The sequence below is a fragment of the Chlamydia sp. genome (genome assembly GCF_017472245.1).
In the GTDB taxonomy this organism is placed as follows: Bacteria; Chlamydiota; Chlamydiia; order Chlamydiales; family Chlamydiaceae; genus Chlamydia.
The window spans coordinates 72,663-93,608 of the sequence record NZ_JAFUQR010000005.1 but is presented as its reverse complement, the minus strand read 5'-3'; the positions used below and the strand labels follow the sequence as shown (position 1 = coordinate 93,608).

Below are 20,946 nucleotides of genomic sequence, written 5' to 3'. Positions count from 1 at the left end.
ATGAGTACAGCATATACTGACTGGGAATCTGTGATTGGTCTGGAAGTTCACGTTGAGTTAAATACAGCATCGAAATTATTTAGCCCTGCACGAAACCATTTCGGAGACGAGCCTAACACGAATATTTCTCCTGTATGTACTGGAATGCCAGGAGCTTTGCCCGTCCTAAATAAAGATGCTGTGCGTAAGGCTGTTTTGTTTGGATGTGCAGTAGAAGGGGACGTGGCTTTGTTCAGCCGATTTGATAGAAAATCGTATTTCTATCCTGATAGCCCTAGAAACTTTCAAATTACACAGTACGAACATCCTATTGTAAGGGGCGGATGTGTTCGTGCTGTAGTAGAAGGGGAAGAGAAAACATTTGAGCTTGCACAAACACACTTGGAAGATGACGCAGGGATGCTGAAACATTTCGGAGAGTTTGCTGGTGTGGATTACAACCGAGCAGGCGTTCCTTTAATTGAAATTGTTTCTAAACCTTGTATGTTTAGTGCGGAAGATGCTGTAGCCTATGCCAATGCTCTAGTATCTATCCTGAGCTATATAGGGATTTCTGACTGTAATATGGAAGAAGGATCTGTTCGTTTTGATGTGAACATTTCTGTGCGTCCTCGAGGAAGCAAGGAGCTTAGAAATAAGGTGGAGATCAAAAATATGAACTCCTTTACCTTTATGGCACAGGCTTTAGAGGCTGAAAAGCGACGTCAAATTGAAGAATATCTCAATCACCCAGGGGAGGATCCTAAGAAAGTCGTTCCTGCAGCGACTTATCGTTGGGACCCTGAAAAGAAAAAAACTGTACTCATGCGTCTCAAAGAACGTGCAGAGGACTACATGTATTTCATCGAGCCTGATCTGCCTGTTCTACAAATTACGGAATCTTATATTCAGGAAGTTCGTCAAACACTCCCAGAGCTTCCTCATAGTAAGTATATGCGATACATCACAGATTTTGATATTGCTGAAGACTTAGCTATGATTCTTGTCAGTGATCGGCATACCGCACATTTCTTTGAGACAGCGACGATGTTTTGTAAGAATTATCGAGCTCTTTCTAATTGGATCACAGTTGAATTTGCTGGGCGTTGTAAGGCTATAGGCAAGACATTGCCATTCACAGGAATCCTTCCTGAGTGGGTTGCACAATTAGTTAACCTTATAGACCGAGATGTGATAACAGGGAAAATTGCTAAAGAGATAGCGGATAAGATGGTTTCTTCTTTTGGAGAGAGTCCAGAAGACATTTTACGGAGACATCCTTCGTTATTGCCTATGACAGATGATCATGCTTTACGTGCTATTGTAAAAAAGGTTGTGGAACAGAATCCAGCGTCCGTAGAAGATTACAGGAATGGTAAAGCAAAGGCTTTGGGTTTTTTAGTCGGACAGATTATGAAACGGACAGAAGGAAAAGCTCCTCCTAAAAGAGTGAACGAATTGTTATTGGCTGTTATAAACGATGCATAATCCTTTATACATTGGATAGCAAGGAAGCCTCCCCTTTTTATGCAAAAGAGGGAGGCTTCTTTTTGTCGATAAAATTTTCAGAGAACTATTTCACTCGACGGACTTTTCTTTTTCGGGGACGTTGTGGAGGAGAGAATGGAGCATCTTCATCATCAGAGGATGAGTCGCGTTCTTTTTGCTCTTGGTCTTTATTGCGCTGATGGCGAGCGTTTCTTTCTCCACGAGACAGTCTGACAACACGTCGTTCTGTTTTAGGATAAGGATCTCTAATTGGAGATGGATGCATTCCAGAAACATCTCCCACAGCTAAGTTTTGAGAAGAGGAGGTGCTATCTGATAGTGCTGTATAGTAGCTGAGATTTAAATCGTCCGATGATTCTAGAGCGGTTGAGGTTTGAGAAAAAAGTGTGGATGCTACTTGAGAGTCAGAGGACTTAGAAGTCTGCTTATTGCGTGGGAGATCGATATATTCTTCTTGGAAGAATTCTCCTTCTTCGATATTACGAGCTTTTTTCAAGTCCTCAAATAATTCTTCTTGAGATGCTTTCGTCTCTTTTCTTGCGACCGTTCTATGTCGATGATGAGTAGCTTTTTTCTCTGAGCTAGAGACATGGAAAGAATCTGTCAAAGAACCTCTTCTGCTGATCTCCTCAGGACCGAGATGCTCCCGAGCTGCTAGCTCAATTTGTTTTAGTTTATTCTGTTGCTGTACCTGTTTAAGGTTGCTTAAGTATTGGTACGTAACCTTGTGTAGGGATATCAGAGCAAAGCCTAAGGTCATAGATCCCATTAAGAATAAAGGATTAGCTAAAATCAAAGCTCCTCCACCAACAGCAATAGCAGAGAACATGAGCCCAGCAGCCGTACCTGTTAGGATGAATGGGAGAGAGACCGCAGCTATAGCATCTGCCGCTTCTTTGCTTTTTTGAGATTCCGTGAGATCAGAAATTAGAAGTGTGATTCCTAAAGCTCCAATAGCTAAAGCCGGAGCTATAGCAAATAAGGTTAGTCCAGAGCCCTGCGTCCAAAGGATGATGCTGATAATACAGATAATACTGATCGCAATGAGAGCAATATCGTAGACATAGCGTAGTTTGGGGTAGCGATCAGGAGCTGTGAGAAATCTTGATAAGAGTCCTCCTCCCCGGAAAGGGGGGATTGACGGTGGTGTCGCTTGAGTCATAATTTACCCAAAAAACAAAAAATACAGAATATTAGAGTCCATTATAAGTTAATACAAAAATTCGAAGGGATAGAGTTTTTAATAAACAGTTAAGATTTTAATTGAATAACCTACTTTATCTCAGAATCGGAGGACTGAAGTCTGTTTAGGTGTCACGGATGGAGTAGATAGTGGTGAGGTATTAAGATCGGGAGCAGATAAAGAACGAGAAAGCTTGGCGGCTGCGACTTCGATTTTTAGAGAAGGAGAAGTTCTGTGTTCTAAAGCCGGGAAGAGATGCGAATAAATCTGGAAGCACGTCTCCGTCGTTGCAAGAGCCATACTGATAGAGATCATGGGGAAAATGAACCCGGGAGCCCAAGTGACGCAGCTGACAATTCCTACAACTATGAGAGCTAGGGATAGGAGAGAAAGAAATGTAGCCAAAATATACCCGGAACAGGCGTCAATAGTTTTATGGAGTAAACAAGAGATAAGGCCTTTGATAGGGAAAACAAACAAGCCTACTGTACAAAGTACAGGGAAGGTAACGAGCTTCAGTAAGCCAAGGGTAAAGCCAGCTAGAGAAGCTATAGACAAAGCTGCCTTAGGATGTTTTTGAGCGAGAGGGCTCATGTAGGCAGCAACCATCCTTTCTGGGAAGACAAAATTTAAAAAACGGTCTGATCCTTTTATAGGTGTAGTGGTGGGGGGCATCTTTCCAATCATGTTTTATGTGCAGTAAAACTCCGTATTGCGAGCGTAAAAATTTATATCCGGGAGATATTCTGACAAAAAATCGATAATTTGTATCTATTTTATTTATAGTTAATCAGTTTTATCTAGGATGTACTAGTAAAAAGTTTTTCTGAACGATTTAGTAGTAGAATTGATTCTATTCTCAAGAATTATGTGTGAGGTTTGCTAAAAATTTTATTAAGCAGTATGATCCCCTCTAATTCAAGATGGTCTTTGATCAAAAGAAAGGTTCCTTGTGTCAAGGAGCTTTTCCCTGATTTTATGATGGAGTTATATGCTTAAGATTCTTTTCCATTCGATGACTCTTTTGGGACATTTGCTATCTACGCCTATTTATATTGTCGGAGACGCTTGTGGAAAGGATCGGGATGAGTACAAAAATCCCCCTTTAACAGCTTTTTCTGTGGAGAGTCAGTTTTTACAGATAGGGAATGCGGACTTCAAAACTCTCCCTAGTCAGTCTTTAGGGTATCGACAGGCCGATACACTGTTTTTTGCTACACTTCCTGTTACTGATATGTCGGGCTTTCTTTTATCGGCACGTTACTTAGGAGCAGAAGTCCTGTGGAAAAGCTCTAAAAAGCTTCAGAATACAGACCCACAGGCTTTAGGATATCTTGCTTTTCAAGATAAATCTTTTTATCAATATGTTACTTTATCTGCAGGAGCATACACATTAGCTCTCAACAATTGGCAATGGTCTGTTCTTTTTTCCGGTATAGTAGATCCTGAGAGTATGGAGATAGGATCTGGACTATATCAATTTATCTTATCCTCAAAGTATCATACTTCAGACGTGTTTTCTCTTGTGATGGGGGTAATTAATGAAGTTGGTCTACATGATAAACAGGCCTGGCCTTTGTTGGGCTTTTCTTACAAGCCGGAGGATCGACTCACTATCAATTGTATTTATCCAGTAAATTTTTCTGCGGAATATCAGTGTACGTCTGTTTGTGATTTGGGAGTGGCCTATCGTTTGACGCGACTTCGTAAAAAATTCCCTAAAAATTCGTTAAAGACCTCCGAAGGGATTTTTGAATATTCGGGAAGAGAAATAGAAGGGAATATTAAACTCATTTTTTGGCCAGGACAGAGCCTTAAATTATTTGGAGGATATTCACTGGGTAATGACATCTCACTAGCTAATCCCCGTAATGAAGATGAGAAAACCTATAAATTTGGCTCCTCTCTCTTTTTTGGGGGATCTGCGAACCTTCATTTTTAAAAATGTTAAACTCTTGCTTTAGGAAGCGGAGGCTAGTACTTCATGAAATGTCTTGAAATGTGTCTTACAAACCTTTTCTAAAACATGGCGACCCTTGTTGCAAAGAATATCGCGAGCTTGTTGTTTGACTTTCCCTGAAGCTCCTTTAAGAAGTTGGACTTGATACTGGGATTCTAATGTCTTCATAGAAGACAGAAAAGCATCTCGTGCTAGAATAGAAGCTGCGGCGACTACAACATCTTGTTCTGCACGGTGGCGTTGGATTAATGTAATGTCCGAGCGTTTGTTTCGAACAGCATGCAGAAGGACTTGTTTAGAAGAAGCAAACTGGTCAGAGATCGCAAAAATTTCTCCTGCGGGTGTGGGAGCTAAGTTATCAATAATAGTCGCATGTGTCCAAGCTAGAAGAGAGTTTAGGTTCTGAAAATTGGCATATAAAGAGTTATATTTTTCTGGAAATAGAGTAATGATCTTACAGATACAAAGAGAACGAATACGACGAGCTAAAGAGGGAATCTGAGTATCTGGGATCAACTTAGAATCACAAATAGTGATAGTGTAAAGAGCTTCTAGCGCCTTAACAGAAGAAGCATAAACGCCCGCAGTGCAGAGAGGTCCGAAAAAATCTCCTTTACCAGATTCATCTACACCGATGCGAAGGCGCAAATCTTGTTGTGTATTGTGGGCAGAAAAGGTTTGCAGAATTTCTGGTTCAAGGAAAAATTCTACGAATTCTTGAGTTCCTTTCCCCTGTACTACAATTTTACCAGATTGATATACCGTACAACTTACGGTTGGGGATTTACCTTGAAAAACGGTATGCGGAGGAGTAGAAATAGTGAACCCTTTTTGTTCCAACTGTTCTCGGAGTGTAGAGAATAAAGAAGGAGAAAGTTGAGAGACAAAGGGAGCGGGCATAATGATCCTAAAAGATTCGATTTTTAAGGAAAAAAGAACCGTAATTATGAGGTCTTTTTCCTATTCTATCATCCTTAAACTTTTATGATAGAAAAATTTTTCTCAGAAGAATCCAGTACTTAAGTGTATTTCTTGAGAAAAAGTCTCAGAAACTTTGATACTAGGAAAAAGGAATCTAAAAGGACTATTCATTATCAGTAAAGAAGGGGCTGCACTCTTTTTTATCAGTCGAGTACGAATAGGGGGAATGATATGAGCGAACATGTCCATAAAGAGTTGTTGCATTTAGGAGAAGTCTTTCGTGTGCAAAGAGAAGAGAAGGCTCTTTCTTTAAAAGATGTCGAAGCTGCAACATCTATTCGTTTATCGGCTTTAGAGGCTATAGAGGCAGGGCATTTAGGAAAATTGATTTCTCCTGTTTATGCTCAAGGATTTATGAAGAAATACGCAGCTTTTTTAGGCATGGATGGGGATCGATTACTCAAAGAACATCCATACGTATTGAAAATATTTCAGGAATTCTCCGATCAAAATATGGATATGCTTCTTGATTTAGAGTCCATGGGAGGCAGAAACTCTCCCGAGCAAGCTATCCGTAGTTGGTTAAATTTGGGCTGGGCAGGGATCTGTGTTTTAGGAGTGGCTTGTCTCTGGTGGTTGGGGACTCTGCTACATATTTTTTAAAACGGAGAGAAGATTCCTTTTTAGGAGACCCCATTTTTACGTAATAGCTTATGCAGTCTCTTTGACAAGGGCTGCCTCTGTGAAAGCGAAGCTTTTAACTGGTTCTTCGTGAAAAATTTTTTTGATCCTGTCTTCTTATAATGTTGGCGTAATTTTCTGGATAAACCAAATAAGTCTACCACAGCAGGAAAAAAGTTAGGAGAGGTTAAGAGCTCTGTTTCTGAGGAGAAAAATTGCGTGGAATAAGGGCTTAAGCGCTTCTTAGGATTGATGTTCGGAGTTCCTATGATTGCTAAGAATAGAGAAGCTTCTGCATAAAATTCGGCGAATTCTACTAAAAATTGCTGGATCTCGTTTAATGAAGTTCCTCTTACAATAACGAGAATATGACTGAAAGCGTAGCGACGTTTGAATTTATGACGAAGCTTTCTTTTCCAGCGTTTATGTAGCCATAGCCATTGTTCTGGTTTGCATGCGATCCCTTTTTCTAAGAATCGCATGAGTTGATCCATTAATTGTTCTGTAGATTCTCGTATAGAAAGCTCTGTATTCGCATGAAAAGCCTTGCTAGGAACAACAAGGTAGTTTCCATTAGGTTGTCGATAAATGGTGATAGCAACGACAGGTTTTTTAGTTTTATACGCTAGAAGAGCTGGAGAGGTCGTAGTAAATGCCTCAGAACCAAATAACGGATAGGAATACTGGGAAGAAAGCAGCACTTGATCTCCAACAATTCCTACAATCTCACCTTTACAAAGAGCGCGTAAAGCCTGGTTAATTGCATTTTGAGGGGGAACAATTTTTCCTTGAAAAGATTCTCTTAAGGAAATGATTTTTTTATTTAATCGAAGATTTTTTACTGGTTTAGCGAAAGCCAAACCAGGGTATCGCTTAGTGATGTAAAGGAAGGGAAGTTCCCAGTTTGCCTGATGACCACAGAATAGGATTGCACCTTCTCGTCGATCTAAACGAGCAAAAAAGTTCGCTAATTCTTGTTTTGAAGATACTTCTTCGGGGAAGAACCCCTCTGGAGTGTCTTCGGAAGTTACTATAGTAATAATTTCATCAATATGTTTAGCAAACTTGTCTACAGTCGCGAGTTCCACGAATGTAATAACAACTTGTTGTACCGACTGCAGAGCTATTCGATAACGTTCAACAAAGCTTTTTTCAGGAAAAGCAAGAGCTAGGTTAGTCAGTGCAGTTTTTCTAAAATCTGAGACGATGTAGAAGATACACGTCCCAAGCCCTTTACTAAAAATGCGCAAAGAAGATCGAGGAAGTAGTCGAAGGAAAGTTAAGATTCCTATACCCAATCCATAAACAAGATGATCAACGAGAACTTTTCCTCTCAAGCGTAATCTTTTAAAAAGCATAGTATGTATCCGTAGAGCTGTGAACGATTTCGCTAGTAGCTTCAGAAAGGAAGGATATACATCCTAAAAACGCTTACCGCGGTATGGATTTTTTCTTTAGCGAAGGAGAAGCTACCTGAATGATCACTTTATTTCCTGATGTCCGAGCTGTTACAGCTAAAGGTTCTCCATCTTGATCAAATAATGTAAGTTTACGTAAGTATTCCCTAAAGCGGTGTCGAATTCCTGCTTCATCAAGAACCATATGTTCATTTGTTTCTCGATCTTGGGCAATGACTGCTTGAACAAAAGTATCTTCTAATGTCTTCTCATCTAAAAACTCCACTGCCCAATGAATAAAATGCTCTCTTTGAGATTTTACAGGAGGTTCCATAATGATAGTGAGAGCTATATTATTTTTTACAACCTCTAGGAATAGATGACTAACATCTTTTACGTAAAGGGGGAGATCCATTTGATAGATCCCATGATTAAGAACTAAAGGAGGATTTAGTTCGAGGTAATAGTTTTGTGGATTTACAAATTGGCTGTTTTCCACAGGGAAAAATAGAAGCACAGGAAGATTGATATTGAGGGGAATAAATTCTTGTTTGAGAAAGAGTAATCGCAAAAAATCTGCCTGGGGATCGTTTAATGCTACATAGCTATTGTCGAAGGGGATATATACCTTTTTCCAATCTTCAGGAACAGAGTACACAACCTCATCAAGGTTCCCTTGAGCTAAACGATTACGATCTAATTCTTCAAAAGAAATTTTGTTGAGATTAAAGGTAAGTTCCAGCCCATGGTCTTTTAAAGGAGAAACATATTCTTTAGGACCACTTACTTTTTGTATTAAATACTTAGGCCATGCATCTAGATATTCATATCCTTTAGGGGCCCTTCCTATTGGCTTTGTGATTGTAACAGCAACATCCTCAGTAACAAATTGAGTCAGCCGAATGAAAATATCTTCCGATGTTACACTTTTAATATTTTTACGTAAATTGACGTCCGAATCTAAACAAACAAGATTATAAGGATTAATAGTTTCTATCCAACTTTCGGTTCGTCCTTTAGCGCTAATAACGACCTCTAAGTTTGTAGGACGAAGTTTTTCAATGACAGACTTATTTCCAGTGATCATCATAGCGACTTTTTTCTTTAATAAGCCATTGGTTTGCAGGCCGATCACTGTTTGTTCTGGAGTTAAGTCAATAATGCGAACAGGGATGTTATGAAAAGTTCTGGTCATTGTAACAGACTGATTCGCAAGCAACCAAATGATAATCGCGAATCCTAAAGAAACAAGCTTCTGGAGCCAATTGCGTGAAATCCAAGAGACGAAATTAATCATTTTCTACGCATCCAGGAAATAATAGAGTTTGTTTTTCGTTCGTTGCGTGTAAGAATACTTCGTAGGATAGCTTTAAATCTATCCATCTTTACTCCACGAGTTAAAATTCCATCCCGAGCTAAAGAAACTGCTCCAGTTTCTTCTGACACGATAATCACAAGAGCGTCTGTACGCTGGCTAGCGCCAAGTGCTGCTCGATGGCGTGTTCCCATGGATCGCGACAATTGTGTAGTATCGTGGGCAAGAGGAAGAATCACTCGAGCGTAAGAGATACTTTCTCCTTTCATTAGAACAGCGCCATCATGTAAATGAGAGGATGGTTCAAAAATCGCTTCAAGCAGCTCTTCTGAAAAATCAGCATTGATTTTTACTGCAGAAAGATTAAGTAGTTCATTCAAGAGATGTTCATTCTCCAGAACAATTAGTGCGCCGATTTGCCGCTCAGCCATGCGATAAACACAGGATGTTAAATGGTCAATGAACTCATCCTGCATATTGATAACAAATTTCCCTCTGCGTAAGCGTACTCTCGATAAAGCTAGACGAATTTCTGGTTGGAAAATAATAAAGACAACGATGGCTGCTATGTTAACCACGTGAAGCATCAAATTGCGAATAACTGGGAGATGAAGCTTTTCTGCAAGAACGAACAAGCAAAGAAAAGAGAGCAAGCCAAAGACTAAGTCCATGGCTCTCGTTCCCCAGAAAAATTTCAGCAAATAATTTAGGACAACCCAAATTAAAGCTATCTCTAACAGAGGTGTGGCGTAACACATTATACCTACGAACATCTATTAAGATAACCCTAGCTGTTGAAGTGTTTTCATCATTGTTAGTAAAACAAAATGTTTTACTAAATCCTCACAACCAATTCTTCACGAATAACCGCAAGATAAGGAAGATATTGGGGAAGCTTCATAGAGAGGACTCATCCTTAGTTTAACTAGAAAACAGTTAATGGCAAAGTATTTTGTGGAGAAGAGTTACCTTAACAACAGATGACAGGGAAACGCGCATAGTATATATACTAGAGGGAATGCAAATATTTTTTGATTTGGAGAGCCAAATATGAGTGCTGAGATGTTGGCGAGAGTGCAATTTGCGTTATTCATTGGATTCCATTACCTCTTTGTTCCGATTAGTTTGGGACTAAGTATGATGATTGTTCTTATGGAAGGGCTCTATATATTCACAAAAAAAAGTATTTATCAGCAGTTGACTTGGTTTTGGATTAAAATCTTCACCCTGACTTTTGTCGTTGGTGTTGTTACTGGCCTTATGCAAATTTTTTCTTTTGGAGCGAACTGGTCTCGGTTCTCTGAGTACACAGGTAACATCTTCGGAATGTTTCTTGGTAGTGAAGGAATGTTTGCTTTTTTCTTAGAGTCTGGATTTTTAGGAGTCCTTCTATTTGGGCGACACAAGGTGTCTAAAAAAATGCATTTCCTATCTGCTTGTATGGTTGCTTTAGGAGCGCATATGAGTGCTTTTTGGATTGTCTGTGCTAATTCTTGGATGCAAACACCTTCGGGCTATGAAATGGTTCTACGAAATGGAATGCTAGTTCCCCAAATGACCTCCTTCTGGGCTGCTGTACTTTCTCCTTCTGCTTTACAGCGTTTTACACATGTTGTTCTTGGTGCTTGGTTATCTGGAATTTTTCTTGTATTGTCTGTGAGTGTTCATTACTTGCGTAAGGAACGACATAAGGATTTCGCTAAACAAGGTTTAAAATTAAGTGTATTTTCGGCTTTGTTAATTTTAGGCTTGCAACTTTGGTCTGCAGATGTGACTGCGCGAGGAGTTGCAAAGCATCAACCTGCTAAGCTGGCTGCTTTTGAAGGAGTTTTTAAGACACAAGAACATACTCCTATCTACTTATTTGGCATTGTCGATATGAAAAAAGAGCGAGTCATTGGAATACCCATTCCTTCTGGTTTGTCACTTCTTGTTCATCGAAATGCAAAAACTCCTGTTCAAGGACTTGATCAATTTCCTAGAGATGAATGGCCAAATGTTCCTTTTGTTTTTCAAACTTATCACTTAATGGTGATGTTGTGGGGCGTTATGCTCCTTCTAGCTTTGCTCGCTTTGGCTGTGTATAAACAGAAATCTTGGGCTTGGAAGAAGAGTATCTTGCTGATTCTTTCTTTCTCTGTGTTATATCCTGAATTATGTAACGAGATCGGTTGGATTTCTACAGAAGTAGGACGACAACCCTGGGTTGTTTATGGTTTATTAAAAACTAAGGATGCAACATCTCCTTTTGTTGATGCAGGGCAAATTTGGCAGTCGTTGATTTTGTTTTCGATAATTTTTATTTGTTTATTAAGCGTTTTTATCTTGCTTCTTATGAAAAAAATTGGAGAGGGGCCAGATGAAAAGGACCTTATAGAAGTAGATTTGTGAGGCCTTTATTATGGAATTTTCTTTGACGACGATTCTTCCTATTGCTTGGTATGTTATTCTTTGCGTTGCTGTATTTGCTTACGCTTTGGGAGATGGTTTTGATTTAGGATTAAGCACAATCTATTTTCTTTCTAAAGAAGAGAAGGAACGGCGGCTTTTACTGAATTCAATAGGTCCCGTATGGGATGGGAATGAAGTATGGTTTGTGATTATATTTGCCGGTTTGTTCGCGGGATTTCCTATCGCCTATGGAACTTTGCTTCCTGTCTTCTATATGCCTGTTTGGACGATGGTTATGCTGTATATATTCAGGGGCTGTTCTCTCGAGTTCCGCAGTAAAGCTGAATCTCGTTATTGGAAATCTTTTTGGGATCTTCTTTTTTCTGCATCAGGAATGTCGATAAGCTTTTTCTTAGGAACATTCGCAGGGAATTTATTAGTTGGATTACCGATAGCTCCAGATACTTCTTATAGTGATTTGTCTTGGAAGCTATTTTTCCGTCCTTATCCTGTATTATGTGGCCTTTTTGTTGTTGCAGCTTTTGCCTTACATGGTGTTAGCTTCGCTCTCACAAAAACTACAGAAGGGTTTCAGCAACGTCTAAGAAATCAGTTTCCCTATATCTTATCTAACTACTTAGTTTTATATCTTTGTTTATTAGTTGCTACTATTTTAGGAATGCCACAGACTCGTGGAGTTTGTTGTCGTGTTGGAGGAGAGTCTGGTATCCCTGCTTATCCGTTGTTAATCTTGATAGCTGTAGCGACACTTTCTTGTTGTTATGCAGAGAAAAAAGCTGTTGCCGTTGCGAAATACGGTAAGGCCTTTATTCTTTCTTGTATGAATTTGTTCTTCCCAATACTTGCGTACAACGTACTACTTTTTCCAAATTTGGTGATATCTACAGTAGATAGTCGTTATACTATAACCATTTTTAATGGATCTGCAGAACCGCGAGCTTTGCAATGTCTTATTACCATTGTTTTGATTGGGCTCCCTTTTGTTATTGCGTACGCAGTGTATATATACCGAGTATTTAGAGGAAAAACAGATTTCCCCTCGATTTATTAATCAAAAAGAAAATAGATACTGTTACAGACTCTATATTGGGGAAGTCGAGGAGACGGAACGGAAGTATTTAACAATTAAAGAATAGTAGCAGCAGCGGCAGCAAGCTCTGAGCGTTCTGTTCGGGTCATAAACATATGTCCATATAAGGATAAGTGGTGAAATTTTCCTACTAAGTACGTGAGTCCATTTGAATTTTCATCAAAATACAGACTGTCTATTTGGGTAGGATCTCCTGTTAGAACGATTTTCGTACCTTTCCCAGCTCGAGAGATAATGGTTTTGATTTCATGAGGGGTGAGATTTTGTGCCTCATCAATAATCATAAACACCTTGGGTAAAGAACGCCCTCTAATGTATGTGAGGGCCTCCATCTCCAATTTTTTGGTTTCCATAAGGCTATGCAATGTTTCCGTAAAATCTCCCATGTTATTCACATCGAATAAGAATTCCATGTTGTCATAAATAGGTTGCATCCAATGCATGAGCTTTTCTTCTTTTATTCCAGGAAGAAAGCCTATATCTTTCCCCATAGGAATAATGGGTCTGCTAACTAGTAATTTGTTATATTTAGCTTTTTCAAACACTTGATACATTGCTGCTGCAAGAGCAAGGATCGTTTTCCCTGATCCGGCTTGGCCCATTAATGTCACAAGTTTGATGTCATCTCTTAATAAAAGATCTAAAGCACATCTTTGCTCTAGATTAAGAGGTTTCACTCCCCAAACTTTTTCAGGAACAGATTTTAGAGAAATGATTTTATTATCTTTGGGGCTATAACGACCGAAAGCAAAATGGTTTTCGTCATCTCCTGAGAGAAAAAAGTATTCATTAGGAGAAGGTAGAGGCGTCAGATCGGAAGGGAAGTCTGTGGAGCCATCTTTATAAAAATATTCAATAACGCTGTTAGAGACTTTGAGTTTTCTATGACCTCGGTAAAGGGAGCGAAAAGATACACATTTGTTTCCATAGTCTTTAGCTTCGATGCCTAAAGCTTCTGCATGAACTCTTCTTCCCAGGCTTTTGGTTACAAAAACAATAGGTTCTCTTTGAGAGATAATTTGTAGTAATTCCAGTGTAAGATGCTTTTTTTGTTTCTCATTGGAAGAAAGATTAGCAAAAGGGGAGACCTCAATGCATAGTTCACTTCCATTTTTTAATAAAATTTGACCTGTAATAGGCTTATCTGATTGCTCTAGTAGTAGGCGGATATTACCTAAGGCTCGGGAAGCATTTTTCCCAGATTCATCACGAAATTTGGCACAGGACTCCAATTCTTCGATCACAGTGAAAGGGATAATGATACGAGTATTTGCGAAAGAGGAGAGGGCCTCGGGATCGTAAATAAAAACGCTAGTATCAATAACAGAGGTTTTTTTCATTAGAAAGTCCCTAATTGATTCTTTGATATAAAAAGTGCCCTTTTTATGGTTTGTAACATATTAAGAAAATTTACAACATGTCTTTGTTAGAGATAGAAGAAAGATATTTTTAGCAATCAACATTGATGTTTGCTAATCTGTTTGTCAAAAATACCCGCCCTTCACTACAATGCCAAAACAAAGCGAGTCCTTCTGTTGGAGTTGTCATGAAAGTAAAAATTAATGACCAGTTAATTTGTATCCCCCCATATATTTCTGCTCGGTGGAGTCAGGTGGCTTTCATAGAGTCTCATGATGGAGGCACAGAGGGTCGAGCTACTTTGAAGCTTCATTTAGTTGATGGAGAATCTGTTTCTATACCAGATTTGGATCAGGCTATTATCAATGAGGTTTTTCAAGAACACCTACTTTATTTAGAGTCAACAAGTCCTCAGAAAGGAAAGGAAGAAGAAAAAATTCAATCATTATTACAATCTGTTCAACAAGTTGCTAAGGGATGTGAGATACAATTTTTCCCTCAAAAAGGTATCGTGTCCATGCTTTTGGGCGGAGTAAATTCTATTGATATGCTGTTACAACATTCTCCAGAGCATAAAGGTTATCCCGATCTTCCTTCAGATCTTTTAGAAAAAATGGCGCAGATGATGAGTTCCTTATCTGTAGGAACGACATCGATTATTGCTAAACCTGAACCCCATTGCAACTGTTTGCATTGTCAGATTGGACGAGTTGTTTCAGAAGAGGAAGAGGATAACACTGTTTCGGAAGAAGATTTAACTTTCCGCTCTTGGGATGTTACTCAAAATGGAGAAAGAATGTATACCGTTACAGATCCTCTAAATCCTGAAGAGCAATTCAACGTGTACTTAGGAAATCCAATTGGATGTACATGTGGGCAGTCATGTTGCGAACATGTGAAAGCTGTGCTTTACACATGATGTTTCACGGGGATGGACCTGTCTTTTCGTGATAAAGATCAAATAGTCGCGATTGACTTTTTCCTTTAAGTCTATAATAATCCCTCTTCTAGAGGGTGTATCTTCTAGGGCTGCGAGTGCCTCTGTAGGGGCTTAGGTTTTAGCGAATTGCAGGAGTTTTTGCGTGCGAACGTTATCTATTTCTATGCTCATTTTCGCCTTATCTTGTGGGGTAAACGCCTGCTTATATGCTGCGGATCTTCCAAATGTAAAAATTCATGCTCCCATCGTTGATAAGGCGACTTTTTCTCCGTTTACAGGAGAAATTAAGGGAAATCGTGTGCGTTTACGTCTAGCACCACATACGGATAGCTCCATCATTAAAGAGTTATCTAAAGGTGATTGTCTAGCTGTTTTAGGAGAAAGTAAGGATTATTATATTGTGGCTGCTCCGGAAGGAGTTAGAGGCTACGTATTCCGAACCTTTGTTTTGGATAATGTCATTGAGGGAGAAAAGGTTAATGTTCGTTTAGAGCCATCGACTTCTGCACCTATCTTAGCTAGGTTATCCAAAGGAACGACTGTACAAACTTTGGGCACCGCACAAGGAAAATGGGTAGAAATTGCTCTTCCAAAACAATGTGTATTTTATGTCGCTAAGAATTTTGTTAAAAACGTTGGTACTTTAGATTTATACAATCAAAAAGAAGGTAAGAAGAAGTTAGCGTTAGATCTATTGAATTCTGCAATGGATTTTGCTGATGCAGAGTTGAAAAAGAAAGTAGAAGATGTTGATTTAGACGCTATTTATAAAAGAATGAATCTTGCTCAGTCTGGAGAGTTAAAAGATGTCCCAGGGTTGCAGCCCTTAGTGCATAAGGCTCTAGAAAAAGTTCAGGAGGCTTTTCTTGCAAAATCAATAGAAGAGACCTCTGCCAAAACTATGAGCTCACCGATTTCACAGCAACAACATAAAACTGTGGAAGAAGCTGTTGTTCCCTCATCTCCTGAAATCTCTGCTATATCGAAAATAGAAGCACACAAAGAGGTGTCTGGTTCGTCTACTTTACCAGAACCTTTGCAAGTGCAAGAGAGTGTTCCTATAAAAGGGTCTTTGTTGTCTCATTATATCCGTAAGAAAGGTTTTGCTAAGGTTTCTCCTGTTGTAGAAGGTAGAGAGAGCTTTGAGCGATCCTTATTTGAGGTTTGGGCAAGTTTGCAACCTGAAGAGAATCGACACAAACTGACAATGGAATCTTTCTATAAAGACGAAGAGAAGAAGAAACAGGAGTTAGTTGGAGAGCTCGAAGTGTATCCTCATGTTGTCAAGAATAATCCCGGGGACTATCTCTTGAGAAATGGTGAAGATGTTGTGGCTTTTGTATATGCTACTAGTATTGATTTGAATCAATGGCTAGGGAAACGTGTTGTTCTGAATTGCGTTTCTAGACCTAACAACCATTTTGCCTTTCCTGCTTATATCGTTTTAGGCATTAAGGAAGCTTCTTAAGAAAGACATACAATCGTTGTTCGATGAAGGGGTCTTGCTTCTTATGAAGCAAGATCTTTTTTTTAGGTCACAAATTATATGGAGTTTCAAACGCCGGTTCTGTGACTGGAGAGAGTGTAGAAGAGTTTTTTTCTGGGATACTGATAAGACTCTCATCATCTAAGACTGTTGGAGAAAAACGGAAGGTTTTTTGAAAAAAATCTTTTACGGCTCGGAAGACTTTCATAAAAAGATTTTTTAAACGAACCAATGTTTTAATTCCGAGAATCTCTTGTATTGCTATTGCCCGAGCTTTTGGCCATTCACGTCTAATTATGGAACAAGGGAACCAGGTACAGGGAGTGTTAGTGTCACTTTTACAAAGGAATCCTCCCGTTCGACGAATGAGAGTATTTTCTAGTTTTTGCATATTGTACAATGTCCGTAATCCTACGATTGTACTCAAGACAGGGATATAGCTGCACAGAGACGTGAGAGAGCCTCGATGAAGATAATTTTTCTGCAAGCAATCCCAGGGTGGAAGAGGATCGGAACCATGAGCATGTTGCATGAAGAAGAAAGAGCTGGAAAATATATACATATGATATTCCTATGATGTTGAATTTACGGAATCTAAAGATAGGAAATAAAAAAAGAACGAAAGAAAAGTTAAAGCTGAAGAATATCTTACCAAAACTCGAGATAAAGTTTGGAAAAATGATCTGTTACGTAAAAGTTCGGTAAACGGTTCCCCCTTCTGTGCTGCTACGAGGACTCCCTGGACTCTTGTTTGGGAGGACTTGAATACCCAGAGCCCTTTAGGCAAAGCACAGAAGAAGAAACCTATGGAGGTGGAGAGAATCGAACTCTCGTCCTTAGTAAACTCCCCGCTAACCTCTACATGCTTAGTTTCTAGATATATTACGTCACGCCTCCTCAGCTAGAAACCCCTATAGAGACTAACGACTCTCATTAAACTTCAAACTAGTTTCCTCGAGAATTAAAGGACCCAAGTTCTAACCAGATAGATGACGGTGTTTCGTAAACCTCTGGTGGAGCTCGCGAACACCGGGTTACCTATGTTTAGGCAACAACTTTGCTAATTAAGCAGCAGCTCTTAGATCTTCGAGATCAGAGAAGCTGATAATTTCGCATTCAGCCTTAGGTTCGGCATTTATTGTTTTGTCGGCTTTTTAGGAGGCCAGCCAACGCCCTCCGCATGCAATTAACGCTTCATTCCCAAGTCGAAACCTTTACACCCCCCTTGCGAAGGGGATTGTAAGGTTTCTAGGGCTTTTCCGCAATATTTTGATCAAAGATTTATGAAATAACAGTTGCTATAGTAATGTCTTGTTTTAAAAAGAAGAGAGAAGAATAGCCATAGGCTTTTTTGTAAAAAATTATAAAATTTCTGTTATTCATATTTGTCTTTGCTCAAGAAGTGTATTTTAATTAACGGTTTAAAAGGCAAATCTATCATAATCCGCTAGTTAAGAAAGGATTGTTTTGGAAAGCTTTTAAACTGTAAAGACTAGGTAGATAAAACAACGAAAGCTTTCTGATAGCATCAAAAAATAAGAGTGAATGACTGAGCAATGGATAACGAAGATAAAGTTAGTTTTTCTGCTAGAGAGGAAAGAATTCTAGCTTTTTGGAAAGAGCAGAATATTTTTCAAAAAATTTTGAAAAATCGAGAAGGATGCTCTACTTTTTCTTTCTATGATGGACCACCTTTTGCTACAGGATTGCCTCATTATGGGCATTTGCTAGCGGGAACGATTAAAGATGTTGTTTGTCGCTATGCTACAATGGATGGGTATTATGTGCCTCGGCGTTTTGGCTGGGATTGCCACGGTGTTCCTGTTGAATATGAAGTTGAAAAGTCTTTGGGACTAACCGAACCAAGAGCTATTGAACGCTTTGGTGTGGGGAATTTTAATGAAGAGTGCCGCAAAATTGTCTTCCGATATGTAGACGAATGGAAGTATTTTGTAGATAGAATTGGCCGTTGGGTTGATTTTTCTACAACATGGAAGACCATGGACTTATCTTTTATGGAAAGTGTGTGGTGGGTATTCCGTTCACTTTATGATCAAGGACTTGTGTACGAGGGAACAAAAGTTGTTCCTTTCTCTACAAAATTAGGGACTCCGTTATCTAATTTTGAGGCTGGCCAGAATTATAAAGAGGTAGATGATCCTTCTATTGTTGTGAAATTCACTTTACAAGGAGATCAAGGAATTCTTTTGACTTGGACGACAACGCCCTGGACCCTAGTTTCAAATATGGCTTTGGCCGTTCATCCAGACCTGATTTATGTCCGGATTAAAGATAAGGAATCAGGAGAAGAATATATTCTTGGTCAAGAGAGTTTGGCTCGTTGGTTTCCAGATCGAGAGTCTTATGAATGGATTGGACAGTTATCAGGGAAAAGTCTGATCGGGCGAAGTTATCAACCTCTTTTCCCATATTTTCAAGATAAGCAGGAATTAGGAGCTTTCCGCGTTCTTCCTGCAGACTTTATTGAAGAGAGTGAAGGGACTGGAATCGTGCATATGGCTCCAGCATTTGGGGAGGCAGATTTTTTTGTTTGCCAAGAGCATAATGTCCCTTTGGTTTGTCCTGTTGATGATCAAGGATGTTTTACAGCTGAAGTTGTGGACTTTACCGGTGAATATATTAAGCTAGCTGACAAGGGGATAGCTCGCCAGTTAAAGAATAAAAATCAATTGTTTTATCAGGGAACAATCCGACACCGATATCCGTTTTGTTGGAGAACAGATTCTCCCTTAATCTACAAAGCTGTGAATTCATGGTTTATTGCTGTAGAAAAAGTAAAAAACAAGATGATCAGAGCTAATGAAGCTATTCATTGGATGCCAGGGCATATTCAAGAAGGGCGTTTTGGTAAATGGCTTGAGGGAGCTCGTGATTGGGCTATCAGTAGAAATCGTTATTGGGGGACTCCTATACCTATCTGGAGGAATGAAGACGGGGAGCTTCTTGTTATAGGTTCCATCCAAGAGCTTGAGACTTTGTCTGGGAAGAAAGTTGTTGATCTACATCGACATTTCATTGATGACATTGAAATTAACAAAGACAATAAGGTCTTTCGAAGGGTTCCTTACGTTTTCGATTGTTGGTTTGATTCCGGAGCTATGCCGTATGCCCAGAATCACTATCCTTTCCAAAACTCGGAAGAAACGGAAGCACGGTTCCCTGCTGATTTTATCGCTGAAGGACTCGATCAAACCCGTGGTTGGTTTTATACTTTGACCGTAATTGCAGCAGCTTTATTTAACCAGCCAGCTTTCAAAAATGTTGTTGTAAACGGAATTATTCTTGCTGAAGATGGTAATAAAATGTCTAAGCGGTTGAATAATTATCCAAGTCCTAAATTAGTCATGGATACATACGGCGCTGATGCTTTGCGTTTGTATTTATTGAATAGCGTTGTTGTTAAAGCAGAGGATTTGCGATTTTCTGATAAAGGCGTGGAGGGGGTACTCAAGCAAGTACTTTTACCTTTATCCAATGCTTTGACTTTTTATAAAACGTACGCAGATTTATATGATTTTGAGCCAAAAGAAGTTAGCGATTTAGAACTGGCCGAGATAGATCGCTGGATTCTTTCTTGTTTGTACAGTTTGGTAGCAAAAACTCGAGAAAATTTAGCTCAATATGATTTGCATGCTGCGGTACATCCTTTTGTAGATTTTATTGATGATTTGACTAACTGGTATATTCGTCGATCTCGTCGGCGCTTTTGGGATGCTGAAGATTCTGCGGATCGTCGGGCAGCTTTTTCTACACTTTATGAAGTGTTGACAGTGTTTTCGAAAATAATAGCTCCATTTATTCCTTTTACTGCAGAGGATATGTATCAACAATTACGGGGAGATGCAGACCCCGAGTCTGTACATTTATGTGATTTCCCTCATGTTGTTTTGGAGAATATTCTTCCTAATTTAGAAAGAAAAATGTCTGATATTCGGGAGATTGTTGCTTTAGGACATTCCTTGCGTAAAGAGCACAAGCTAAAGGTTCGGCAGCCGCTTCAAAGCGTTTGTATTGTGGGAGTCAAAGATCGAATAGAAGCATTAACTCAAGTTAAAGCTTTGATTCAAGAGGAATTAAATGTGAAGGAAGTGTGTTTCTGCTCAGAAACTCCTGAGTATGTAACGACTCTTGTTAAGCCAAATTTTAGATCTTTAGGAAAGAGAGTAGGAAATCGTCTCCCTGAAATTCAAAAAGCTTTAACGCATCTTTCTCAGGAGCATATCCATACATTTATACGTGACGGTGTCTTAACTCTTTCTTTAGGAGAAGAGACTGTTTGTTTAGATAAAGAGGAGATCACTGTTTCTTGGGAAGCTGCTTCAGGTTTCGTTGCAAGAGGCTCTGCCTCTTTTATGACGGTTCTAGACTGTCAGCTGACTCCTTCCCTGATTAAAGAAGGGATTGCTAGAGAGATCGTGAATAAGATTAACACTATGCGAAGAAATGAAAGATTACATGTTTCTGATCGGATAGCTGTACGCTTACACGCTCCTCAGATTGTTCGTGAAGCGTTTTCTTCATATGAAAAATACATTTGTGAAGAAACACTGACTATGACAGTTTCCTTTATCGATGACAAGGAAGGGGAAGAGTGGGATATTAATGGCCACACCATCTCATTAGCCTTGCAGATAGTGCAGTATTGATATTGTCCTAGCAAAAGAGGAAAGGTCTTGAAAGACCTTTCCTCTTT

At 39.3% G+C, this 20,946-nt stretch carries 16 protein-coding genes and 1 other RNA gene; 8 read left to right on the top strand and 9 right to left on the bottom strand.

The window, feature by feature from the left end; translation table 11 throughout:
- On the top strand, positions 1-1,467 hold the full coding sequence (gene gatB / locus IJ490_RS01495) for an Asp-tRNA(Asn)/Glu-tRNA(Gln) amidotransferase subunit GatB (RefSeq protein WP_291892227.1): 1,467 nt from the start codon (positions 1-3) through the stop codon (positions 1,465-1,467).
- Between the two features lie 85 nt (positions 1,468-1,552).
- On the opposite strand, the gene IJ490_RS01490 is transcribed toward gatB, so the two are convergent.
- Positions 1,553-2,650 carry an IncV family inclusion membrane protein gene (locus IJ490_RS01490; protein ID WP_291892224.1) on the bottom strand — a complete coding sequence of 366 codons (1,098 nt, stop codon included), beginning with the start codon at positions 2,648-2,650 and terminating at the stop codon, positions 1,553-1,555.
- 120 nt (positions 2,651-2,770) lie between these two features.
- Entirely contained in the window at positions 2,771-3,346 is a 576-nt protein-coding gene (locus tag IJ490_RS01485) for a DUF5422 family protein (RefSeq protein ID WP_291892221.1), read from the bottom strand.
- Between the two features lie 316 nt (positions 3,347-3,662).
- Between IJ490_RS01485 and IJ490_RS01480 the strand changes: the two genes are divergently transcribed.
- Positions 3,663-4,613 carry a hypothetical protein gene (locus IJ490_RS01480; protein WP_291892219.1) on the top strand — a complete coding sequence of 317 codons (951 nt, stop codon included), beginning with the start codon at positions 3,663-3,665 and terminating at the stop codon, positions 4,611-4,613.
- 18 nt (positions 4,614-4,631) lie between these two features.
- Here the strand turns inward: IJ490_RS01480 and rnhC are convergent, their stop codons facing one another.
- Positions 4,632-5,531, bottom strand: coding sequence for a ribonuclease HIII (gene rnhC, locus IJ490_RS01475; RefSeq protein ID WP_291892217.1), 900 nt, complete (start codon positions 5,529-5,531; stop codon positions 4,632-4,634).
- A 252-nt stretch (positions 5,532-5,783) separates the two neighbouring features.
- On the opposite strand from rnhC, the gene IJ490_RS01470 reads away from it, so the two are divergent.
- Positions 5,784-6,215, top strand: a complete 432-nt coding sequence (locus IJ490_RS01470; RefSeq protein ID WP_291892215.1) for a RodZ family helix-turn-helix domain-containing protein — start codon at positions 5,784-5,786, stop codon at positions 6,213-6,215.
- A 20-nt stretch (positions 6,216-6,235) separates the two neighbouring features.
- On the opposite strand, the gene IJ490_RS01465 is transcribed toward IJ490_RS01470, so the two are convergent.
- The 3 genes from IJ490_RS01465 to cdaA form a co-directional block, all read right to left on the bottom strand.
- Positions 6,236-7,591, bottom strand: coding sequence for a lipid A biosynthesis lauroyl acyltransferase (locus IJ490_RS01465; RefSeq protein ID WP_291892212.1), 1,356 nt, complete (start codon positions 7,589-7,591; stop codon positions 6,236-6,238).
- A gap of 73 nt (positions 7,592-7,664) precedes the next feature.
- On the bottom strand, positions 7,665-8,927 hold the full coding sequence (locus IJ490_RS01460) for a hypothetical protein (protein ID WP_291892209.1): 1,263 nt from the start codon (positions 8,925-8,927) through the stop codon (positions 7,665-7,667).
- The gene (gene cdaA / locus IJ490_RS01455; RefSeq protein WP_291892206.1) at positions 8,924-9,718 is read right to left on the bottom strand and encodes a diadenylate cyclase CdaA; all 795 of its coding nucleotides are present in this window, start codon (positions 9,716-9,718) and stop codon (positions 8,924-8,926) included. The genes IJ490_RS01460 and cdaA overlap by 4 nt, the downstream gene beginning before the upstream one ends.
- Positions 9,719-9,995: 277 nt before the next feature.
- Between cdaA and IJ490_RS01450 the strand changes: the two genes are divergently transcribed.
- Positions 9,996-11,336, top strand: coding sequence for a cytochrome ubiquinol oxidase subunit I (locus IJ490_RS01450; protein ID WP_291892203.1), 1,341 nt, complete (start codon positions 9,996-9,998; stop codon positions 11,334-11,336).
- A gap of 10 nt (positions 11,337-11,346) precedes the next feature.
- Entirely contained in the window at positions 11,347-12,408 is a 1,062-nt protein-coding gene (cydB, locus tag IJ490_RS01445; protein WP_291892200.1) for a cytochrome d ubiquinol oxidase subunit II, read from the top strand.
- 74 nt (positions 12,409-12,482) lie between these two features.
- Here cydB and IJ490_RS01440 read toward each other — a convergent pair whose 3' ends face one another.
- Positions 12,483-13,787, bottom strand: a complete 1,305-nt coding sequence (locus tag IJ490_RS01440; protein WP_291892198.1) for a PhoH family protein — start codon at positions 13,785-13,787, stop codon at positions 12,483-12,485.
- A gap of 206 nt (positions 13,788-13,993) precedes the next feature.
- Between IJ490_RS01440 and IJ490_RS01435 the strand changes: the two genes are divergently transcribed.
- Positions 13,994-14,725: a hypothetical protein gene (locus IJ490_RS01435; protein WP_291892195.1), complete on the top strand. Its 732-nt coding sequence runs from the start codon at positions 13,994-13,996 to the stop codon at positions 14,723-14,725.
- A 184-nt stretch (positions 14,726-14,909) separates the two neighbouring features.
- Complete coding sequence (locus IJ490_RS01430) at positions 14,910-16,214, top strand: SH3 domain-containing protein (RefSeq protein ID WP_291893086.1); 1,305 nt, start codon at positions 14,910-14,912, stop codon at positions 16,212-16,214.
- Positions 16,215-16,281: 67 nt separating this feature from the next.
- Here the strand turns inward: IJ490_RS01430 and IJ490_RS01425 are convergent, their stop codons facing one another.
- On the bottom strand, positions 16,282-16,794 hold the full coding sequence (locus tag IJ490_RS01425) for a hypothetical protein (RefSeq protein ID WP_291892192.1): 513 nt from the start codon (positions 16,792-16,794) through the stop codon (positions 16,282-16,284).
- A 242-nt stretch (positions 16,795-17,036) separates the two neighbouring features.
- Positions 17,037-17,456: a transfer-messenger RNA gene (gene ssrA / locus IJ490_RS01420) on the bottom strand.
- A 332-nt stretch (positions 17,457-17,788) separates the two neighbouring features.
- Between ssrA and ileS the strand changes: the two genes are divergently transcribed.
- Entirely contained in the window at positions 17,789-20,899 is a 3,111-nt protein-coding gene (gene ileS / locus IJ490_RS01415; protein ID WP_291892188.1) for an isoleucine--tRNA ligase, read from the top strand.
- Positions 20,900-20,946: the final 47 nt, after the last annotated feature.